This is a genomic window from Bradyrhizobium sp. AZCC 2230, assembly GCF_036924495.1.
GTDB classification, from domain to species: Bacteria; Pseudomonadota; Alphaproteobacteria; order Rhizobiales; family Xanthobacteraceae; genus Bradyrhizobium; species Bradyrhizobium rifense.
The window spans coordinates 4,430,430-4,447,422 of record NZ_JAZHRS010000001.1; the positions used below are offsets into that span (position 1 = coordinate 4,430,430).

At 62.8% G+C, this 16,993-nt stretch carries 17 protein-coding genes; 4 read left to right on the forward strand and 13 right to left on the reverse strand.

The genetic code is table 11. From position 1 onward, the window contains the following. Window positions 1–37 precede the first annotated feature (37 nt). The 12 genes from V1280_RS21180 to V1280_RS21235 all read right to left on the reverse strand — a co-directional run bounded on the left by V1280_RS21180 (window position 38) and on the right by V1280_RS21235 (window position 11,173). Window positions 38–469: a hypothetical protein gene (locus V1280_RS21180; RefSeq protein ID WP_148773007.1), complete on the reverse strand. Its 432-nt coding sequence runs from the start codon at window positions 467–469 to the stop codon at window positions 38–40. Next, window positions 466–2,064, reverse strand: coding sequence for a phosphoenolpyruvate--protein phosphotransferase (gene ptsP, locus V1280_RS21185; protein WP_442895146.1), 1,599 nt, complete (start codon window positions 2,062–2,064; stop codon window positions 466–468). Before ptsP ends, V1280_RS21180 begins: the two co-directional genes overlap by 4 nt. Window positions 2,065–2,068: 4 nt before the next feature. After that, entirely contained in the window at window positions 2,069–2,383 is a 315-nt protein-coding gene (locus V1280_RS21190) for an HPr family phosphocarrier protein (RefSeq protein ID WP_334528322.1), read from the reverse strand. Beyond that, entirely contained in the window at window positions 2,376–2,777 is a 402-nt protein-coding gene (gene dhaM / locus V1280_RS21195; protein ID WP_334528325.1) for a dihydroxyacetone kinase phosphoryl donor subunit DhaM, read from the reverse strand. Before dhaM ends, V1280_RS21190 begins: the two co-directional genes overlap by 8 nt. Beyond that, window positions 2,774–3,388 carry a dihydroxyacetone kinase subunit DhaL gene (gene dhaL, locus V1280_RS21200; protein ID WP_334528328.1) on the reverse strand — a complete coding sequence of 205 codons (615 nt, stop codon included), beginning with the start codon at window positions 3,386–3,388 and terminating at the stop codon, window positions 2,774–2,776. Before dhaL ends, dhaM begins: the two co-directional genes overlap by 4 nt. After that, window positions 3,385–4,392 carry an ABC transporter ATP-binding protein gene (locus V1280_RS21205; protein ID WP_334528331.1) on the reverse strand — a complete coding sequence of 336 codons (1,008 nt, stop codon included), beginning with the start codon at window positions 4,390–4,392 and terminating at the stop codon, window positions 3,385–3,387. Before V1280_RS21205 ends, dhaL begins: the two co-directional genes overlap by 4 nt. Further along, window positions 4,385–5,482 carry an ABC transporter ATP-binding protein gene (locus V1280_RS21210; protein ID WP_334528334.1) on the reverse strand — a complete coding sequence of 366 codons (1,098 nt, stop codon included), beginning with the start codon at window positions 5,480–5,482 and terminating at the stop codon, window positions 4,385–4,387. The genes V1280_RS21205 and V1280_RS21210 overlap by 8 nt, the downstream gene beginning before the upstream one ends. Window positions 5,483–5,487: 5 nt before the next feature. Further along, the gene (locus tag V1280_RS21215) at window positions 5,488–5,700 is read right to left on the reverse strand and encodes a hypothetical protein (RefSeq protein WP_334528337.1); all 213 of its coding nucleotides are present in this window, start codon (window positions 5,698–5,700) and stop codon (window positions 5,488–5,490) included. After that, the gene (locus tag V1280_RS21220; protein WP_334528340.1) at window positions 5,697–6,650 is read right to left on the reverse strand and encodes a carbohydrate ABC transporter permease; all 954 of its coding nucleotides are present in this window, start codon (window positions 6,648–6,650) and stop codon (window positions 5,697–5,699) included. Before V1280_RS21220 ends, V1280_RS21215 begins: the two co-directional genes overlap by 4 nt. Then, window positions 6,647–7,606: a carbohydrate ABC transporter permease gene (locus tag V1280_RS21225; protein WP_334528342.1), complete on the reverse strand. Its 960-nt coding sequence runs from the start codon at window positions 7,604–7,606 to the stop codon at window positions 6,647–6,649. The genes V1280_RS21220 and V1280_RS21225 overlap by 4 nt, the downstream gene beginning before the upstream one ends. Before the next feature lie 101 nt (window positions 7,607–7,707). Then, window positions 7,708–9,054 (reverse strand): ABC transporter substrate-binding protein, encoded by a 1,347-nt coding sequence (locus V1280_RS21230; RefSeq protein WP_334528344.1) that lies wholly within the window; start codon window positions 9,052–9,054, stop codon window positions 7,708–7,710. A 439-nt stretch (window positions 9,055–9,493) separates the two neighbouring features. After that, window positions 9,494–11,173: an IS1182 family transposase gene (locus V1280_RS21235; protein WP_334528346.1), complete on the reverse strand. Its 1,680-nt coding sequence runs from the start codon at window positions 11,171–11,173 to the stop codon at window positions 9,494–9,496. Window positions 11,174–12,079: 906 nt separating this feature from the next. On the opposite strand from V1280_RS21235, the gene V1280_RS21240 reads away from it, so the two are divergent. Together V1280_RS21240 and V1280_RS21245 are read left to right on the forward strand one after the other, a co-directional pair. Next, window positions 12,080–12,472, forward strand: coding sequence for a hypothetical protein (locus tag V1280_RS21240; protein WP_334528348.1), 393 nt, complete (start codon window positions 12,080–12,082; stop codon window positions 12,470–12,472). Window positions 12,473–13,026: 554 nt separating this feature from the next. Beyond that, complete coding sequence (locus V1280_RS21245; protein WP_334528351.1) at window positions 13,027–13,173, forward strand: type II toxin-antitoxin system RelE family toxin; 147 nt, start codon at window positions 13,027–13,029, stop codon at window positions 13,171–13,173. A gap of 40 nt (window positions 13,174–13,213) precedes the next feature. Here V1280_RS21245 and V1280_RS21250 read toward each other — a convergent pair whose 3' ends face one another. Further along, window positions 13,214–13,924, reverse strand: coding sequence for a GntR family transcriptional regulator (locus V1280_RS21250; RefSeq protein ID WP_334528354.1), 711 nt, complete (start codon window positions 13,922–13,924; stop codon window positions 13,214–13,216). 170 nt (window positions 13,925–14,094) lie between these two features. On the opposite strand from V1280_RS21250, the gene V1280_RS21255 reads away from it, so the two are divergent. Next, window positions 14,095–15,366, forward strand: a complete 1,272-nt coding sequence (locus V1280_RS21255) for an aminotransferase class III-fold pyridoxal phosphate-dependent enzyme (RefSeq protein WP_334528357.1) — start codon at window positions 14,095–14,097, stop codon at window positions 15,364–15,366. 91 nt (window positions 15,367–15,457) lie between these two features. Next, entirely contained in the window at window positions 15,458–16,993 is a 1,536-nt protein-coding gene (locus V1280_RS21260; protein WP_334538373.1) for an ABC transporter substrate-binding protein, read from the forward strand.

Sequence of the window (16,993 nt, forward strand, 5' to 3'; positions counted from 1 at the left end):
GCGTCCTCCCGGTTTTCTTTTCTGCAGTCCGAATTCGTCAGCCGATGCTCTCGGCGTAGCGCGCGAGCTGAGCAGCAAAGTCGACGATGAGCTGCTCGAGTGCGCGATTCTTCTTGTCGTCACCGAGATCGGGCACCGTCACGGTAACGACACGGGTGCGCGCCTCGCGGTGGGCGCCGCGCAGCCGTCCCGGATGCGCGCGGCCATAGGCCTTGAGGAAAGCCGCGCGCTCGGCGCCTGCGAGATGGCAGACCTCGAAGATAATCGGGACATGCTTTGCCGGGATCGGCACCAGATAGGCCGGATTGGTGATCTGGCTGACGAAGGAGCGATTCTTGCCGAGCGCCGCCGCGAGCTTCAACCGCGTCCCGGACGGTCGGTTGTCGAGCGCCCGCCGCAGGATCAGCTTGTAGTCCGCGACATTGCTGTCGCCCGGCCGGCTTGTGTCTTCGCCTGCATCGTCGGTCATGCGGTCACCCCGGCGATGGCGGCCTTGAGCCGCGCCACCGCAATCGGCGAGACCGAGAGCGTCGTCAGCCCCGTCGACAGCAGCGTCTTCGTCAAGCGCGTATCGGCCGCCGCATCGCCACAGAGCGAGACCTCGACGCCGCGCTTGCGCCCGGCCTCGACGGTGCGCGCGATCAGCGCGAGCACGGCCGGATGACCGGCATCGTTGAGGTCGGCGACAGCGCCGATATCGCGCGCCGCAGCCATCGTATATTGGGTGAGGTCGTTCGACCCGATGGAATAGAATGCCGCGCCGAAATCTTCCGCGCATAGCGCTGCCGCCGGGACCTCGACCATGATGCCGAGCGGCGGCCGGGCACAGGCGATGCCCTCTGCCCTGAGCGCCGCAAACTCCACATCCAGCATGACGTTGGCACGATCTACCTCCGCGGGGACCGCGATCATCGGCAACATCACCTTCAGCGTCCCATGGACGGCCGCACGGCACAGCGCCCGCAACTGCACGCGAAACACCTCCGGCCGCGCAAGCGAGAGCCGAATCCCGCGCAGGCCCAGGAATGGATTGCGCTCGCCATCGACCGTCAGGCCGGCAATTGGCTTGTCGCCGCCAGCATCGAGGGTGCGAATCGTCACCGGCCGTCCCGCAGCCCATTCGAGAATGCGCCGATAGACCGCGTATTGCGCATCCTCGCCGGGCAGGCCCCTCGATCCCTCGAAGAGAAACTCCGTCCGCACGAGGCCGATGCCGTCGCAGATGGCGGGATCGAGGCCCGCAAGATCTTCGGGCGCGGCAACATTGAGCAGCACGGTGATGCGCCGGCCATCGGCCGTCAGCGCCGGTTTGAGGCGACCGGCATCAGCAGCAAGCTGCGCAGCATTCGCGGCCGCCATGCGATGCTCGAACAAGCGGCGCGTTTCGGGCTTGGGATCAAAGATCACGGTGCCGGCGTCACCGTCGACCAGCGCCAGCGACGGCGGCTGTCCGTTCCACGGCAGTGGACCTAGTCCAACTACCATGGGAGCGCCGCGCGATCGCGCGAGCATCGCGACATGCGACGACGGCGATCCGGCTGCAAGCGCAATAGCGCCGCCACGGGTCCAGTCGACGGCAAGGAACGTCGACGGCGAAATGTCATCACCCATGACGACAGAATCGCCGGAGATCTTTGCGACCGCATCCGCGCCATTCAGACCCGCGAGCACGCGGTCACGAATGTCGACCAGATCGGCGGCACGGGCCCGGAAATATTCCTCATCCGCCGCGCGATAGCCGGCGATCTCCGCGTCGAGCGCCGCGCGCCAGGCATCATCGGCCGCCGTACCAGCCGCAATAGCTTCGTAGGCCCCCTCCGCAAGCGCATCGTCGCCGAGCATCGCGACCTGGAATTCCAGGATCTCCGCGGCCTCGCCATGAACCGTCGCGATCAGCTCGGCGAGCTCCACTGCTGCTCCCTCGATCGCCACTTTCAACGCTGCGGCCTCCTGAGCGGGATCGCCCTTCGCCGCCCTGCTCGCCACGTCGGCCGTCAGTACGGCGACCGGGCCGATGGCGAGACCTGGCGCGGCGGGATGGCCGGTGAGATGGATCTCGCCCACGATTCTAGGCCTCGCCGAAACCGTCATGCACTAGCGCCAGCATCGCGGCGAGCGCTGCCTCGCCGTCGGGACCAGCGATGCGGAAATGCAGCGTTGCGCCTTGCGGCGCCTTCACCCGCATCACCTTCACCGGGCTCTTGGCGTCCGTCCAGGGTCCATCGGCGGCGAGCGCGATTTCGATCTTTGCGGTAAAGCCCTTTGCCAATTGCGTGAGCTTCACCGATGGCCGCGCGTGCAGGCCGACCGGATTGACGAGGACCGCGGAGGCGATCAGCGGCGCAAACGTCTGGGCCGCCCGGTTGGCGTTGGCATCATGCATAGAATTCCTCCGCGCTGCGCTTGACGGCGGCAAGTGGCGAGCCGCCCGAAGACTCGGTCGCAGCGATCACGGCCCCCTCGACCACCGGGGCATTGCAAACCAGGACGCGCGCGCGCCGATCTTCAGGGAGCATCTCTACCGCCATCTCCGAATTGGTCTCGGCACCGCCGAGATCGACAAGGATCGCGACGCCTGCCGGTGACCAGGCCGTCTCGATCGCTTCGAGGATTCCTGCAACGTTCGTACCGAGCCCGCCATCGACGTCGCCACCGGTCCAGGCCAGCGGCACCGCGTCTCCAACCATCTGGCGCACCATATCGGCCGCACCTTCCGCGACCTTCGGTGAATGCGACACGATGACAATTCCGACATTGCCGGGACGTAAACTGCTCATGTATTGACCTCGAACTCCAGTATCTCAACTGCTGCGCCGATCAGAAGGGACGCCGAGCGCGAGCCCGGATCCATATGACCGATGGAACGTTCCCCAAGAAACGACGCGCGGCCGCGAATCGCTTGCATCGGCGTGGTGCGATCGGCCGCTTGCACAGCCTCGGCCGCAATCGCCTTGGCGTCGCCGCCTCCCGCCAACACGGCGTGAACCGGGACCAGGACATCCAGCAGCGTCTTCTGCCCTGCCTCCGAACGGCCGCGCGCCTTGACGGCCTCGATCGCCTTCTCCGTTGCTGCGACGAGATCGGTCCGGCTCGGCTGCTCCGGAAGTGCCTTGCCCAGCTCCATGAAGAAAGTTCCTACCAGCGGCCCCGACGCGCCGCCGACCTTCATGACCAGGGTCATTCCGATCGCCTTCAGCATTTCGGGGAGCGATTTGTCGGCAAGGCCCGGCAATGTCGCGAGCACAGCCTCGAAACCGCGTTTCATGTTCAACCCGTGATCCCCATCGCCGATCGCCTGGTCGAGGCTCGTCAATTCGTCCGCGTGTTCGATCACCGCTCCTGCCAGCGCTCGCACCAGTCTTTCTCTGGCTACCCGATCAAGGCTCATGCCGCTACCCTCCAGCCCCTCGCATCGAAAAACAGCGGCTTGTTCAGACGGAGCGAAACAACATCACCGGCGCCGAAGCCCGTCTCCGGATCCGCCAGGGTCACAACCGGTCGCCCGGCGACGTCGAGATGGAGATGGCTCTGGTCGCCGAGATGTTCGACCCGCTTGACGGTCGCCGACACGTCACCACCGCCGCGCGCAATCGTCAGGTGCTCGGTCCGCGCGCCGATCGTCTCGGCGCCATCAGGCGCGCCGCCGAACAAGGCTGCCGGTAGCAGGTTGATCGTCGGCTGGCCCAGCCTTGCTGCGACATGCGCGTTGATCGGGTTTTCGTAGATCTCGCGTGGCGAGCCGATCTGCATCAGCCGGCCGCCTTCGATTACGCCGATGCGCGAGGCCATGGTCATCGCCTCGGTCTGGTCGTGGGTAACATAGAGGATCGTCGCGCCGAGATCGACCTGGATCCGCTTGAGCTCGAGGCGCAGTTCGCCGCGCAGCTTCGCATCCAGCGAGGAGAGCGGCTCGTCCATCAGATAGATCGAAGGCGAACGAACCAGAGCCCGGCCGATCGCGACGCGCTGCATCTGCCCGCCCGACAACTGCGTCGCTTTGTTGTCCAGCTTGGTCTCGATATGAAGCAGACGCGCCACCTCCTGCACCTTCGCGTGGATATCGGCTTCCGGCACGCGGCGGGTCGGCGCGCGCAGCGCAAAGGCCATATTCTCGAACACGGTCAGATGCGGGTACAGCGAATATTGCTGGAACACGAAGGCAACATCGCGGTCCGCCGGTGCATCGCCGGTCACGTCGTGCCCGTCGATGCGGATCGAACCGCTGTCCGGCTGCTCCAATCCGGCAATCAAGCGCAAGACCGTGGTCTTGCCGGCGCCGGTCGGCCCGAGCAATGCGACGAACTCGCCATCACCGATGGTCAGCGACAGATCGCTCAAGCCTTGAGTCTTGCCGAATGCCTTGGAAACGGCGTTGATCTCGACCTCAGCCATGCGCACCTCCCTCATGCAGCGCGGTGCGAATCGCCCGGCCCGACGCCTTGTCGAAGATCGACAGCGTATCGGGCCGGAAGTCGAGCCCGACAGTCTCCCCGGTCCGGAACGATCTGCTGCTGGGTGAGCGGGCCTTCAGTGCGCCGTAGTGCGTCGTCACGGTCACGATCTGCGTCGTGCCCAGATATTCCGTGCCATAGACCTCGCCGCGGACCATGCCGCGGTCGGTGAAGCGCACATGCTCCGGCCGCACCCCGAGCACGAGTTCGCTTTCCGCCATGGCCTCGTGCGCGGCCGGAATTGCAACGTCACGCTCGCCAAGCCGGATCGCCTCGGCGCCGGTCTGCAGGCCACTGCGGAACGGCAGAAAGTTCATGGGCGGCGAACCGATGAAATCGGCGACGAACAGCGAGGCCGGCCGATCATAGATGTCACGCGGGCTTGCGACCTGCTCGACGACGCCATTGTTCATCACCGCGATCCTGTCGGCCATTGCCATGGCCTCGAGCTGGTCATGCGTGACATAGACGGTCGTCGCGCCCAGGCGGTCATGCAGGGCCCGCAGTTCATGAATCATGGCCTCGCGCATCTCGGTATCGAGCGCGCCGAGCGGCTCGTCCATCAGAAAACACTTCGGCTTGCGCACGATCGCCCGTCCCAGCGCGACGCGCTGCCGGTCGCCGCCGGCAAGGCCCGACACCGATCGGTCGAGGAGATGGGAGATCCGCAGGATGCGTGCGGCCTCGACGACCCGCCGGTCACGCTCGGCCACACTGATGCCCTCGCATTTCAGGGGAAAGCCGATGTTGCGCCGGACATTCATATGCGGATAGAGCGCGAAGAGCTGGAACACGAAGGCGATGTCGCGCGCCGAGGCGCGGTTCATCGTTACGTCTTCGCCATCGAGCCGGATGGTGCCTGATGTCGGCAGCTCCAGGCCGGCGATCATGCGGAGCGTCGTGGTCTTGCCGCAGCCGGACGGTCCGAGCAAGCAGAGGAACTGGCCGTCCTCGACCGTGAAGCTAGCCGACTTGACCGCATGAAACGTCCCGAAGGACTTGTCGAGCGCCCCGACCTTGATCTGTGCCATCGCGCCTACTCCCGAACCTTCGACACGATGGTGAACATCACCGTGCCGAACAGGGTCGTCGCAAACGACCAGGAATACAGCGTCAGGAAGAATGGCTGCATCAGCATCACGACACCGGCAGCGATGATCGTGGTCGCCACGGCCTCTAACGGGCCACGGCGCAGAATGCGATCCGCAAGACCGCGACGCGCGATGGTTGGGGTGGCTTGGATACTCATTTGCGGACGGCTCCAAAGGTGATGCCGCGCAGCAGATGCTTGCGCAGAAGCACGGTGAACACCACGATCGGCACCAGGAACAGCGTCGTGCCGGCGGCCACCGCGGGCCAGTCCTGCCCGCCCTCGCCGATGATGATCGGAATGAAGGGCGGCGCCGTCTGCGCGTTGCCCGAGGTGAGAAGCACCGCAAAGGCGTATTCGTTCCAGGCGAAGATCAGGCAGAAGATCGCCGTCGCCGCAATTCCCGTGGTGGCCTGCGGCAGCACGACCTTCACGAAGGCCTGAAAGCGCGTGTATCCATCGATCATTGCCGCCTCCTCGTACTCGCGCGGGATTTCGTCGATGAAACCCTTGAGCAGCCAGACCGCGAGCGAGACGTTGACCGAAGTGTAGAGCAGGATCATCCCGAGCCTTGTGTCGGACAATCCGATGGTGCGGTACATCAGATAGATCGGGATCGCGACCGCGATCGGCGGCATCATTCTGGTCGACAGGATGAAGAACAGCAGATCGTCCTTCAGGGGCACACGGAAGCGCGAGAAGCCATAGGCCGACAAGGTGCCGAGCGCGACGGCGAGCACGGTCGAGCCGAACGCGATGATCAGGGAATTGATGAAGCGCGGCACATAGTTCGAGGGACCGGCGACCACCATGTTGCGGCTACGCGCAATGCTGTCGCAAAGCCCCTGCGGCGGTCCGAGCGAGCGAATGAACTCCGGCGTCTGGCGCGAGCGGGTCGTGAAGAGGTTGCAGAAGCCTTCGAGCGATGGCTTGAACATCACCTTGGGCGGATATGAGATCGCATCGTCCGGCGACTTGAACGCGGTGAGCATGATCCACACCAGCGGGATCATGGTGATGACGGCATAGAGCACGACGAGCGAGCCGGCAAAGCGCCGCGTCGTGGTCGACGGCTCGACGACGGAATGGGCTGTGGTGGCTGAGGTCATCGGCTTTTCACCTTGTTCAGCGCTTTCACATAAATGTTGGCGAGGCCGAACACCGTCACGAACAGGATGATGGCGAAGGCCGAGGAATAGCCGGTGCGCCAGCTCTCGAACGCCGCACGCTTGAGCGTGATCGAGGCGACTTCCGTGGTCGATCCCGGCCCGCCGCCGGTGAGCAGATTGACCATGTCGAACATCTTGAAATTCTCGATGCCGCGGAACAGCACTGCCAGCATGATGAACGGCAGCGCCATCGGCAGCGTGATCGACCAGAACTGCCGCCATTTCGACGCGCGGTCGACCTCCGCCGCCTCATAGATGTAGTCCGGGATCGACCGCAGGCCTGCCAGACAGATCAGCATCACATAGGGCGTCCACATCCAGGCATCGACGATGACGATGGCCCAGGGACTCAGCGTAACGTCGCCCAGCATCTGGAATGACGAGGCCGCGCGTCCGGTGAAGAAGGCGACCACGTAGTTGAACAGGCCGATCTGCGGCTGGTAGAGGAACGTCCAGAAATTGCCGACGACGGCGGGTGACAGCATCATCGGCAGCAGGATGATCGTGGTCCACATCCCGTGGCCGCGAAACTTCTTGTCGATGAGATAGGCAAGACAAAATCCGAGGACGGTCTCGATCACCACCGTCCAGATCACGAAATGCGCCGTCACCTGCATCGCCGCCCAGATGTCCGGATCCGTCAGGATCGACTGATACCAGTCAGCCCCCAGCCAGATCGTCGGCACGTTGGCGCGATTGGCGCGGTAGTTCGTGAACGAGAGATAGATCGTCCAGAGCAGCGGGAAGATGTTGATCGCCAGCAGCAATACGATCGTCGGCGTGATGAAGAGCCAGGCGAGCGTCTTGTCCGACAGGCCCCGGATACGACGCACCATGCCTGGCCGGACCATGACGGCCCGATAGGTGATCCGCGAAGAGGCACTCAATTCATTCATTGCGTCGACCGATCCTGGCACCGGGGCGTCGACGATGCGACAATTCCGGTCATCTCGAAGGAATCCCGGAGCGCGAGCGCACGCGCTCCGGGCAAGCCACTTCAGAACTTCTTGCCCTCTTCCTTGAAGATCGCCTTCCAGTCCTTCACCAGACCGTCGAGCGCTTCCTGTGCGGTGCCCTTGTCGGCCACTACATAATCATGCACGCGCTTCTGCTCGGCTTGCAGCAGCTGGGCGTAGGAGGGCTCGGCCCAGAAGTCGACGACCATTCCCATCGACTGCAGGAACTCCTTGGCGAAGGGCGCGCTGGTCGGGAAGCTCGGATCGTTCAGCACGGACTTGGCGCAGGAATAGCCGCCGAGCGCCCACCACTTCTTCTGGACGTCGCCGCCGGAGAACCACTTGATGTATTGCAGCGCCTCGGCCTGGTTCTTGGAGTAGGAGACCACCGAGATGCCCTGGCCGCCGAGCTGCGTCGCCTGCCCGGCAGGACCGGCCGGATTGACGAAGAAGCCGATCTTGTCACCGCCGACATTCGGGTCCTTGTAGAGGCCCGGGAAGAAGGCGAAGAAGTTCATCTGCAGCGCGACCTGGCCGGACTTGAAGGCATCAAGCCCCTCCGACATGTAGGAGTTGGAGGCGCCGGGCGGCGTGCAGCACTTGTAGAGTTCCTTGTAGGCCTCGAGCCCCTTCACGGCGCCGGGCGAGTTCACGAACCCGTCCATCGCATAGGGCTTCTTCGGGTCGTCGTATTTGAAGCCGTAGTCGTAGAGGTAGTTCGAGACGCCCATGGTGATGCCTTCCGAGCCGCGCTCGGTATAGATCGAGGCGCCATAGACCTTCTTGCCGTCGATGTCGCGGCCCTGGAAGAATTGCGCGATGTCCTTGAGCTCATCGAGCGTCTTCGGCACGCCGATATCGCGGCCGTATTTGGCCTTGAAGTCCTTCTGCACGTCCGGCCGCGCGAACCAGTCCTTGCGATAGGTCCAGCCCACCGCATCGCCCATCGCCGGCAGCGCCCAATAGTTCGGCGAGTTCTTCGGCCACTCGGAATAGCCGACCACGGTGGCCGGCATGTAGTCGTCCATGCTGATTCCTTCCTTCTTGAAGAAATCGTTGAGCTTGACGTACTGGCCGTTCTCGGCGGCGCCGCCGATCCACTGGGAATCGCCGATGATGAGATCGCACAGCGAGCCGTGCGAATTGAGTTCGTTCAGGAATCGATCGGCGTAATTGGTCCACGGCACGAATTCGAACTTCATGCCGATGCCCGACTTGGCGGTGAAGTCCTTCGACAATTCGACCAGCGCGTTGGCCGGATCCCATGCGGCCCAGCACAGCGTGATGGTCTTGCCCTGCGCCTGCGCGGGCGTGGTCCCCGCTCCGACACTGAGCGCGGCGGCAACAGCCCCGCATGCCACAACAAGCGTCTTCGTCGTCCGTTTCATGATGCGTTCCCTCCGAGTGGACCGGCCATCGATGTGGCGCGGCTTTCCTGTCCGCCCGAATGCTTCGAGCAGAGCGACACAGTCCGTGACGAGCTGAACAACTAAACTTGCGTTTCCTCGCGCCACCCGGATTCTAGAGGCCCGGCAGGCTCGATTTGTTTAGTGAACCACCAATTACTAAACATTGCAAGCGGCGTTGGTGGGGCTTTGACGCGGGCGGCTGAGGCCGGCACGGGATGGGGCGTTGGGGACGTTGTGAGGGCGCGCGCGCAATGCGCTGTCGAGCTCAGAGATGGCGGCTAAGTGGCCGGGTCTCTCGCGTCCGCGTCATTGTGAGCGCAGCGAAGCAATGACGGAGTATGAGGCAGCATCGTCATCTGCCAATTCGCAGCTTCAGTAGGATGGGTAGAGCACTTGAGGCTGGGCAAGAATCCCGCGATTACGCAGCGGCACTGAAGCGGAAGCAGATGATCGCTGAGTTTTGGCCCAGATTGGCCAGGAGGCGCTTCATGGAGGCGGCGGCGCGGCCTATGGCGAGCATGGCGACGCGCAGAACGCACAAAATCACGCGCTCTGCCGCCCTGCTGGCAAAAAATGCGACAAAGCCGTCGAACCCGAGGATGTTGAGCACGCGGGCGAGATTGTAGCAAAGCGCCATCAGGCTCCATTCGCCGCGCACCTTGTCGAAGCCGCGGACCAGGAAGTGACGGTAGCCGGCGCGGCATTTGAGCGTGCCGAAGGGATGTTCGACCAGACAGGCCCGCTGGCGCATCAAGGCACCGGCCTCTTTCATCCGCTCCTTGTGACGATCGATGACCTCTTCGTGCTGCCAGCGGTAGATGGTGCGCTTGTCAGACTTTTGACCAAGGCATTGCTCGCGCAGGTGACACGCCTTGCAGACGGATTTCAGGCTCACATAACGGATCTCGGGCCGGCCATTGGTGTTGGTCTTGACGCCATTCATCGGCTTCAACAGCGCACCCGCCGGACAGCGATAAACGTCGGCCTCGGCGTCATAGCCGAACGCTTCGTGCGTGAAGCGGCCTTGTTCCTCCAAGCCGCCTGTTCGCTTGGGCGGCGAGACATAGGCAACAATGCCGCCTTCCTCGCATTCTTTCAGGGAGGCGCCATTGTAGTAACCGGTGTCGGCGACCGCCTGCAGCGTCTCCACTCCCAGCGCCTCTTTCGCCGCTGTGGCCACCTCGTAGAGCTGACCGGTATCATTGCCGTCGTTGACGACCTCGCTCGCAACGATCAGCTTGTGCTTGTCATCGACGGCGATCTGGACGTTGTAGCCTGCGAGGACATGGCCTCTCTTCGACAACAGCCGGGCGTCCGCATCGGTGGTCGACAACTGGGTCTCGCCGCTGTCCTTCAATCGATCAAGGTCGGCTTGGGCCTTCGCCCGCCGGGCCATCAATGCCGCGAGCTTGTCCGCAATCGCGCCACTGTTCCGGCTCCCGCCATCTTCGTCGCCAGACGAATGCGCCTCCTCGACAGCATCGTTCGACGCCAGCGCTTTGCCGTATTCCTCGATGTCGCGATCGATCGCCACAAGCTGTTCGGCCAGCCGCTTCTTCGTCTTGATGCTCGCCTTGCTCGCGTCACCATGGAAGAAGGCGCCGTCGATCGCCACAAGCTCGCCGCCCAGAAGCTGGAGTTCGCGCAGCAGAAGTACAAATTCCCGGTTCGTCGCCTTGAGCGCCGCCCAGTTATCCCGGCGGAAGTTGGCAATGGTCCGGTAGCCCGGCGTCAGCCCCTTGAGCAGCCACATCAGTTCCAGATTGCGTTGCGCCTCCTGCTCAAGGCGACGCGACGAGCGGACCCGATTGAGGTAGCCGTAAAGATAGGCCTTCAACAGGTCCGCCGGATGGTAGCTTGGCTGCCCCGCCCCGATGCCACCTCCGGCATGCCGGAACCCGAGCTTCTCAGGATCGAGAGCGCAGACATAGGCCTCGATCGCCCGAACCGGGTTATCCCGCGCAACATAATCCTCGACGCGAGCCGGCAGTAGGCTCAACTGCTCCCGGCACGGGCCCGTCTTGTAGGTGCGATTCGTCATGAACAGAATCGTACAGCGATCCAGATCCAGCTGAGAAAAATTCTTGCCCAGCCTCACTTGCGAAACCCATCATGCTCGTCGCGGAAGAAGCGTTGATGGGTTTCGCTTCGCTCTACCCATCCTACGGCCTTGCAGACACGCCTTCGCGCTCTCGCGGCTCATTTCGCCCGAGCTTTGCTTGACCGTCCACCCTCTTGACCAAGAGGGCGCAGGGAAGGCCGGGTGCTGACCTCGCACCCGCGGTCTGCTGCGCGAAATGTGTAGCGCAAAAAGACCGCACAGCAGCATACAGGTGGTGCCAATCACTCGGCCTTCCCTGCGCAGTGGGTTGACGGCTTATGCCGTGCTCTCCCGGGAGCCGAGTTCCTTCTGGCCTCCCTCCCTTCCGCGAATTGACGATGCGGTTGACCCGGTTGGGCGCTCCACACCTCCGCGAAAGCTTGACCGTAGCAACGACGGCCAGGACCACACGGTTTTGCCGTACGCACGGCTCGCTGGTTCGCCGCATTATCCTCCAGCGTTGTCGACGTTGCCGGAAGAATGCAGGCGAGACGAACCTCAACAGCGCCGCTCGTCGACACGCGGTTTCAGGCTCACAGGGACTACCCGCCCTGCCCGCACCTCTCGTATCCAACGCTGCCCGCGTCCACCGCAAGCCCGGCTCGCGAACAAGACGACACGAGATCGCCCCTCAAGGATGAGCCGGGATGCCGCAACACATACGCCATTTCCGAATTTCGGTAAAGTAGAATATTTTTACGAGGAGGGATTGACGGGTGGCGAAACAGGGCGGCTTTGCCCGACGGACGAGCACCTGACTGCGCCTCTTGTGGCGTGGCAGCCAGGCCAAGCAAGGGACTTAAGCTACGAGGAAGACATTCTGAAACGGAAGGCACGCTGAGAAGGAACGCATGCCGGGCCGTCGCCGCAATTCACGGCTCATTTGATGAGCCATCGCCCCTTGTGGATATCGAACTTCACCGAGCCTTCGTCTCGCATTTTCAACAGGAGGGATTGGCAAGCTTCCTCGTTCGCGACATTGGCGCGTTTCATGACTTCGTAGACTTTGAGCGGCTTCTCCCGAAGCGCCACCAGGATATTTTCTCGATCATTCAGCACGACGAAACTCCTTCTGCCAACAAGCGCGCCAATTCACTGAAAGTACGACAGCTGATCTTCCGTGACGACTCGCTCGACATTCCCCGACTTGCTCTTGATACGGTATCGAAGACGTCCATCTGCCTCGATGGGCATACATTGAACGACGGTGTAAACCATTGCCGGATCAGTTGCTGCGCGTCCTTGTGGACCTTGGGGCTGGTGGCGGACGTCTTCATTCAGCTTATAGGCATATGACATGTGCTTACCTCCAAGGTCATCTACGGTTGCTCTAGTGTAGAGCATGCTGTGACGCAATGTAACAAGCGTTCGTGTGGCAGCTCCGCCGGTGCGCTGGGACCGTTAGGGGGACGCCCTGCACTTTTGGGCCGCAGCGGGCCCGGTGCCAAAAAAGCAACCCAAGGCGAAGAGCAAGTGACCCCGCACGAACAGCTGCACGACTTGAGCTTGCGGGGCCGGGTCTAAGGCACCGCCACTCGGCCCGCCTCATCATCACGCGTGGAACATATTCGCGGCAGCAGCTAGGTGCACTGGACTGCACCTAATTTCTGAATCGCGATCGCTCGATAGAAACCGATCACCGCATGCCGCCTGGGCGGGATAGGCGTAAGGTGCGATCGGAGACCTTCCCCGGATATGGTCAGCCAATGAGGCGGCCTGTTGCCTGAAGAAAGCGATCTGTTCGCCAAGGCCACTTGGATCTCGCTACATCTCTATTGGGATTTATTTGTTATCTCCATTGGGATTGACCGCGGGCCTTGCGGCAGCATTCGAACCGCAAGGCCGCCATCATGGCGAAGATCGACGCCTGCGCAAAGAATCCGGCGGCGCAGGCGAGCAACGTCAAGAAGCTGAAGGGCCGTCCGGACTACCGATTGCGGGTCGGCGACTTCCGGGTGATCTTCTCGGAAACGAGAGACACCGGTGACGCCCGCTGAACTGGTCCGACAGCGCGTTCGAGACCATCTCTCTCGCCGACTATGTCATTGCGGCAACCAACTTCGACGGCGTCGCACCGGCTTCGATATCCCGAAGCAGTTGCAGCAATCTGGCGCCTCCTTCCATTAAATCGGCTTGGATCGACTGCTTCACGGCTTCGGGATTTCTCGCAATCAGACCGTCGAGCACGTTGAGATGCTGATGCCGTCCCGGATAGGTCGGGGTCGCATGCGGATACAACATGTTGAGCAGAGGTCCGTTGCGAAGCCAGATCGTCTCGATCATCTCGAGCAGCTCGGGCGCGTCGGCTGCCTTGTAGAGCGTGTGGTGGAATTGCCAGTTCACTTGCACGGCTTCGCGCCAGCGCTTGCCGCGCTCTGCCGCGGCCAGCGCCTGATGATACTTCTTGAGGTTGGCGATATCAGCCTTCGAGATCCGGGTGGCTGCGCGTTCGGCGGCCAGTCCTTCGAGCAGAATCCGGATGCCGCGTAATTCTTCGTACTGCGCCGCGCTCAAGCGGGCGACCTCGATCGAGCGGCCTGCCTGCATGTCGAGCACCCTCGCGCGTACCAATTGCATCAGCGCTTCCCTGATCGGGGTCTCCGAGACGCCCATCGTTTCGGCGAGCTCGCGGATCTTGAAGCGATGCCCGGGACGAAATCGTCCCTCCATCAGGGCAAGCCGCAACTCCCCAAACACGCGGGCCGTCAGATTGTCTCGGCCGACCAGACCGACAGTATCGTTGGACATCGAGGGGGCCTGCTTTCCAGTAGAGAGGCGATCGATATCTATGCGTGGCCCGCACGTCTGCCGGCGGTCTTTGCAAGATCAAAAGGCGAGAAAGGGTCTTTGCAGCGATGATATATCATATATTGTAGTGGCGTCGCAACGGCGCGGCCGTCCGACACGAGGGACTTGCCATGGCACCTGATGACACCGCATCCAGGCTCCCGCAGGACGAGGCGTTGCGGGCACGAGCCCTGAAGGTCATTCCCGGCGGCATGTGGGGTCACATGAATGTCGCTCGGCTTCCACCCGGCTATCCGCAGTTTTTTCGCAGCGCAAGCGGCTGCCGCCTCCGCGATGTCGCGGGCACGGAATATGTCGACCTGATGTGCGGTTACGGACCGATCGTGCTCGGTTACGGCGATCCGGATGTGGAGGCCGCAGCCGCGGCGCAGCGCGGCCGCGGCGACTTGATGACCGGCCCGTCCGAATGTCAGGTCGAACTCGCGGAGCTCGTGGTCGAGACCATTCCGCACGCCGACTGGGTGCTGTTCGCCAAGAACGGCACCGATGCGACCACGGCCTGCGTGACCATCGCGCGAGCCGGCACACAGCGGCGCAAGGTGCTGGTGGCGAAGGGCTCCTATCATGGCGCCGCGCCGTGGTGCACGCCTTCGCTGGCCGGCGTCACCTCGGAAGATCGAGCCCACATCCTGCACTTTGACTATAATGACGTCGCGAGCCTGGAGCGCGCCGCCGACGAGGCCGGCCGCGACCTCGCAGCCGTGCTGGTGACGGCGTTCAGGCATGACGTGAGACGCCATCAGGAGGCGCCGACGCCAGCCTTCGCCCAGGCGGCGCGGCGGATCTGCGACGCGGCCGGTGCGGCGCTGATCCTCGACGACGTCAGGGCGGGCTTTCGCCTCCACATTGGCGGGAGCTGGGAGCCGTACGGCGTGCGGCCCGATCTGTGTGCCTGGAGCAAGGCGATCGCGAACGGTCATCCGCTTGCGGCGGTGACCGGCACCGATCGCTTTCGCGACGCCGCGCAACAGGTTTATGTCACCGGCTCCTTCTGGTGCTCGGCAGTGCCGATGGCGGCAGCGATTGCCACCATCAAGAAGCTGCGTGCGACAGGCGCGATCGCCACGATGGAAGCCATGGGCCGCCGGCTACGCGACGGCCTCGAGTCGCAGGCACGTGCGCACGATGTGCGATTGCGGCAGACTGGACCGGTGCAGATGCCGATGATCATGTTCGAGGACGATCCGGATTTCGTGCTTGGCTATCATTTCGTGCAGGAAGCGCTGCGGCGTGGCGTCTATATGCATCCCTGGCACAACATGTTTCTGTCCGCGGCCCATCAGGCCGATGACATCGATCGTGTTCTCGAGGCGACCAACGGGGCCCTCAAGCAGGTCGGCGCTTCGGTCGACCGACGCCAATCTGCGAAAGCGACGCAGTGAACGCGGTGGGGGCATCTATACGGGTGAAGGACTGATACGCGAGCTCAACAGGAAGGCAGTTGTAATGACAAGCTTTTCGGCCATGTTTCGTATGATCACTGCGATGGGCCGGTCGATTGCCCTGCTCTGCGCGCTTGCGGCCCCGCTTCATGCCGCTGAACCCAACCGTGGCGGAAGCCTCGTCTATGCCTACCTCTCCGGCCCAGGCACGCTTGATCCTCACGTCGCCTCGAGCCTCGTCGAACTCGAAGTCATCCACCATCTGTTCGAGCCGCTGGTTGCGATCGACAATAACTATAACGCCAGGCCCGTTCTCGCTTCGAAGATCGAGACCAGTGCCGATGCCACGGTGTTCACCTTCACGCTACGCAAGGGCGTGAAATTCCACAATGGCAAGGAGATGACGTCAGCCGACGTGCTGGCCTCGTTCGAGCGCTACCGGAAAGTCAGTCCCAACGCGTCCGTGCTCGCCGACGTCGACGGCTTCGAGGCGCCCGATCCGTACGGCTTCGTCATCCGCCTTAAGAAGCCGAACGCGGTATTTGTCGACGTGCTGAAGTCGCCGGTCTACCCGTTTGAGATCTTGCCGGCTGAGCAGAAGGACAAGGCGGCGCGCGAGATCGACATCATCGGAACCGGTCCATTCATGCTTGGTGAGTGGGTCAAGGACAGCCATCTCGTCATCAAACGCTTCGACGGCTATGTGCCCGACGAAAGCGCCCCCGGGCCGGATGGTCTGGCCGGTCGCCGCACCGTCTATCTCGACCAGGTCCGCTATAATTTCGTGCCCGAGGCGAACGCCCGCGTCGCCGCATTGCAGACCGGCAACGCGGACGTCATCGGCGACGTCCCGCGCGATCTCGCCAAGCGGTTCGACGGCCAGGCCAATGTCACGACGCAGCAGATTTTCCCCTATTGCATGCAGGTGTTCGTGGTGAACACGCAGGCGGCACCGACCACCAATCCGCTGGTTCGCCAGGCGATCGAGGCGGTGGTCAATGTCGACGACATCACCGGAGCGATGGGACAAATCTCGCGGCCGGGCCATTCGCTGGTGTACGCGTCGAGCCCCTACTATCAGGGCGATGCGATGAAGCCCTATTACGACCAGCGTAATCCAGCCAAAGCCAAGGAATTGCTGAAGCAGGCAGGATACAACGGCGAAAAGATCGTGCTCCAGACCAACTCCAACTACCCATACTTCCGCGACGCTATCCTGGTCTTGTCCGAGCAGATGAAGGACGCCGGCTTCAACGTCGCAGTCGATATCGTCGACTGGACCACGAACGCGAGCAACATGCAGCGCGGCACCGGGGTCTGGAATGTATCCACCACCGGCTATTGCTCGAATCCGCTGCTCGGCCCGCAACAATGGAAGGTGATGTTCTACACCTTCCCGCACGTCAAGGATGACCATGTTCTCGACGCTGCCTATGACGCATTCTACGCCTCGCTCGACCCGCAAAAGCGCATTGCGGCCTGGGCCGATATCGAGAAGCGTGTGCTGGATCAGGCCTACATGATCAAGATCGCCGATATGGGCACGATGCGAAGCTACAACGCCGCCAAGGTCGTGAACTTCATGCCTTATTATATCGTTCATTTCTGGGACGTCTGGCTGAAGTAG

Excerpts from the sequence above, each read along its gene's own strand:
- V1280_RS21180 (WP_148773007.1), bottom strand. The coding sequence starts at position 469 with ATGACCGACGATGCAGGCGAAGACACAAGCCGGCCGGGCGACAGCAAT.
- V1280_RS21190 (WP_334528322.1), bottom strand. The coding sequence starts at position 2,383 with ATGCATGATGCCAACGCCAACCGGGCGGCCCAGACGTTTGCGCCGCTG.
- dhaM (WP_334528325.1), bottom strand. The coding sequence starts at position 2,777 with ATGAGCAGTTTACGTCCCGGCAATGTCGGAATTGTCATCGTGTCGCAT.
- dhaL (WP_334528328.1), bottom strand. The coding sequence starts at position 3,388 with ATGAGCCTTGATCGGGTAGCCAGAGAAAGACTGGTGCGAGCGCTGGCA.
- V1280_RS21205 (WP_334528331.1), bottom strand. The coding sequence starts at position 4,392 with ATGGCTGAGGTCGAGATCAACGCCGTTTCCAAGGCATTCGGCAAGACT.
- V1280_RS21210 (WP_334528334.1), bottom strand. The coding sequence starts at position 5,482 with ATGGCACAGATCAAGGTCGGGGCGCTCGACAAGTCCTTCGGGACGTTT.
- V1280_RS21215 (WP_334528337.1), bottom strand. The coding sequence starts at position 5,700 with ATGAGTATCCAAGCCACCCCAACCATCGCGCGTCGCGGTCTTGCGGAT.
- V1280_RS21220 (WP_334528340.1), bottom strand. The coding sequence starts at position 6,650 with ATGACCTCAGCCACCACAGCCCATTCCGTCGTCGAGCCGTCGACCACG.
- V1280_RS21225 (WP_334528342.1), bottom strand. The coding sequence starts at position 7,606 with ATGAATGAATTGAGTGCCTCTTCGCGGATCACCTATCGGGCCGTCATG.
- V1280_RS21230 (WP_334528344.1), bottom strand. The coding sequence starts at position 9,054 with ATGAAACGGACGACGAAGACGCTTGTTGTGGCATGCGGGGCTGTTGCC.
- V1280_RS21245 (WP_334528351.1), top strand. The coding sequence starts at position 13,027 with ATGGCGAAGATCGACGCCTGCGCAAAGAATCCGGCGGCGCAGGCGAGC.
- V1280_RS21250 (WP_334528354.1), bottom strand. The coding sequence starts at position 13,924 with ATGTCCAACGATACTGTCGGTCTGGTCGGCCGAGACAATCTGACGGCC.
- V1280_RS21255 (WP_334528357.1), top strand. The coding sequence starts at position 14,095 with ATGGCACCTGATGACACCGCATCCAGGCTCCCGCAGGACGAGGCGTTG.
- V1280_RS21260 (WP_334538373.1), top strand. The coding sequence starts at position 15,458 with ATGATCACTGCGATGGGCCGGTCGATTGCCCTGCTCTGCGCGCTTGCG.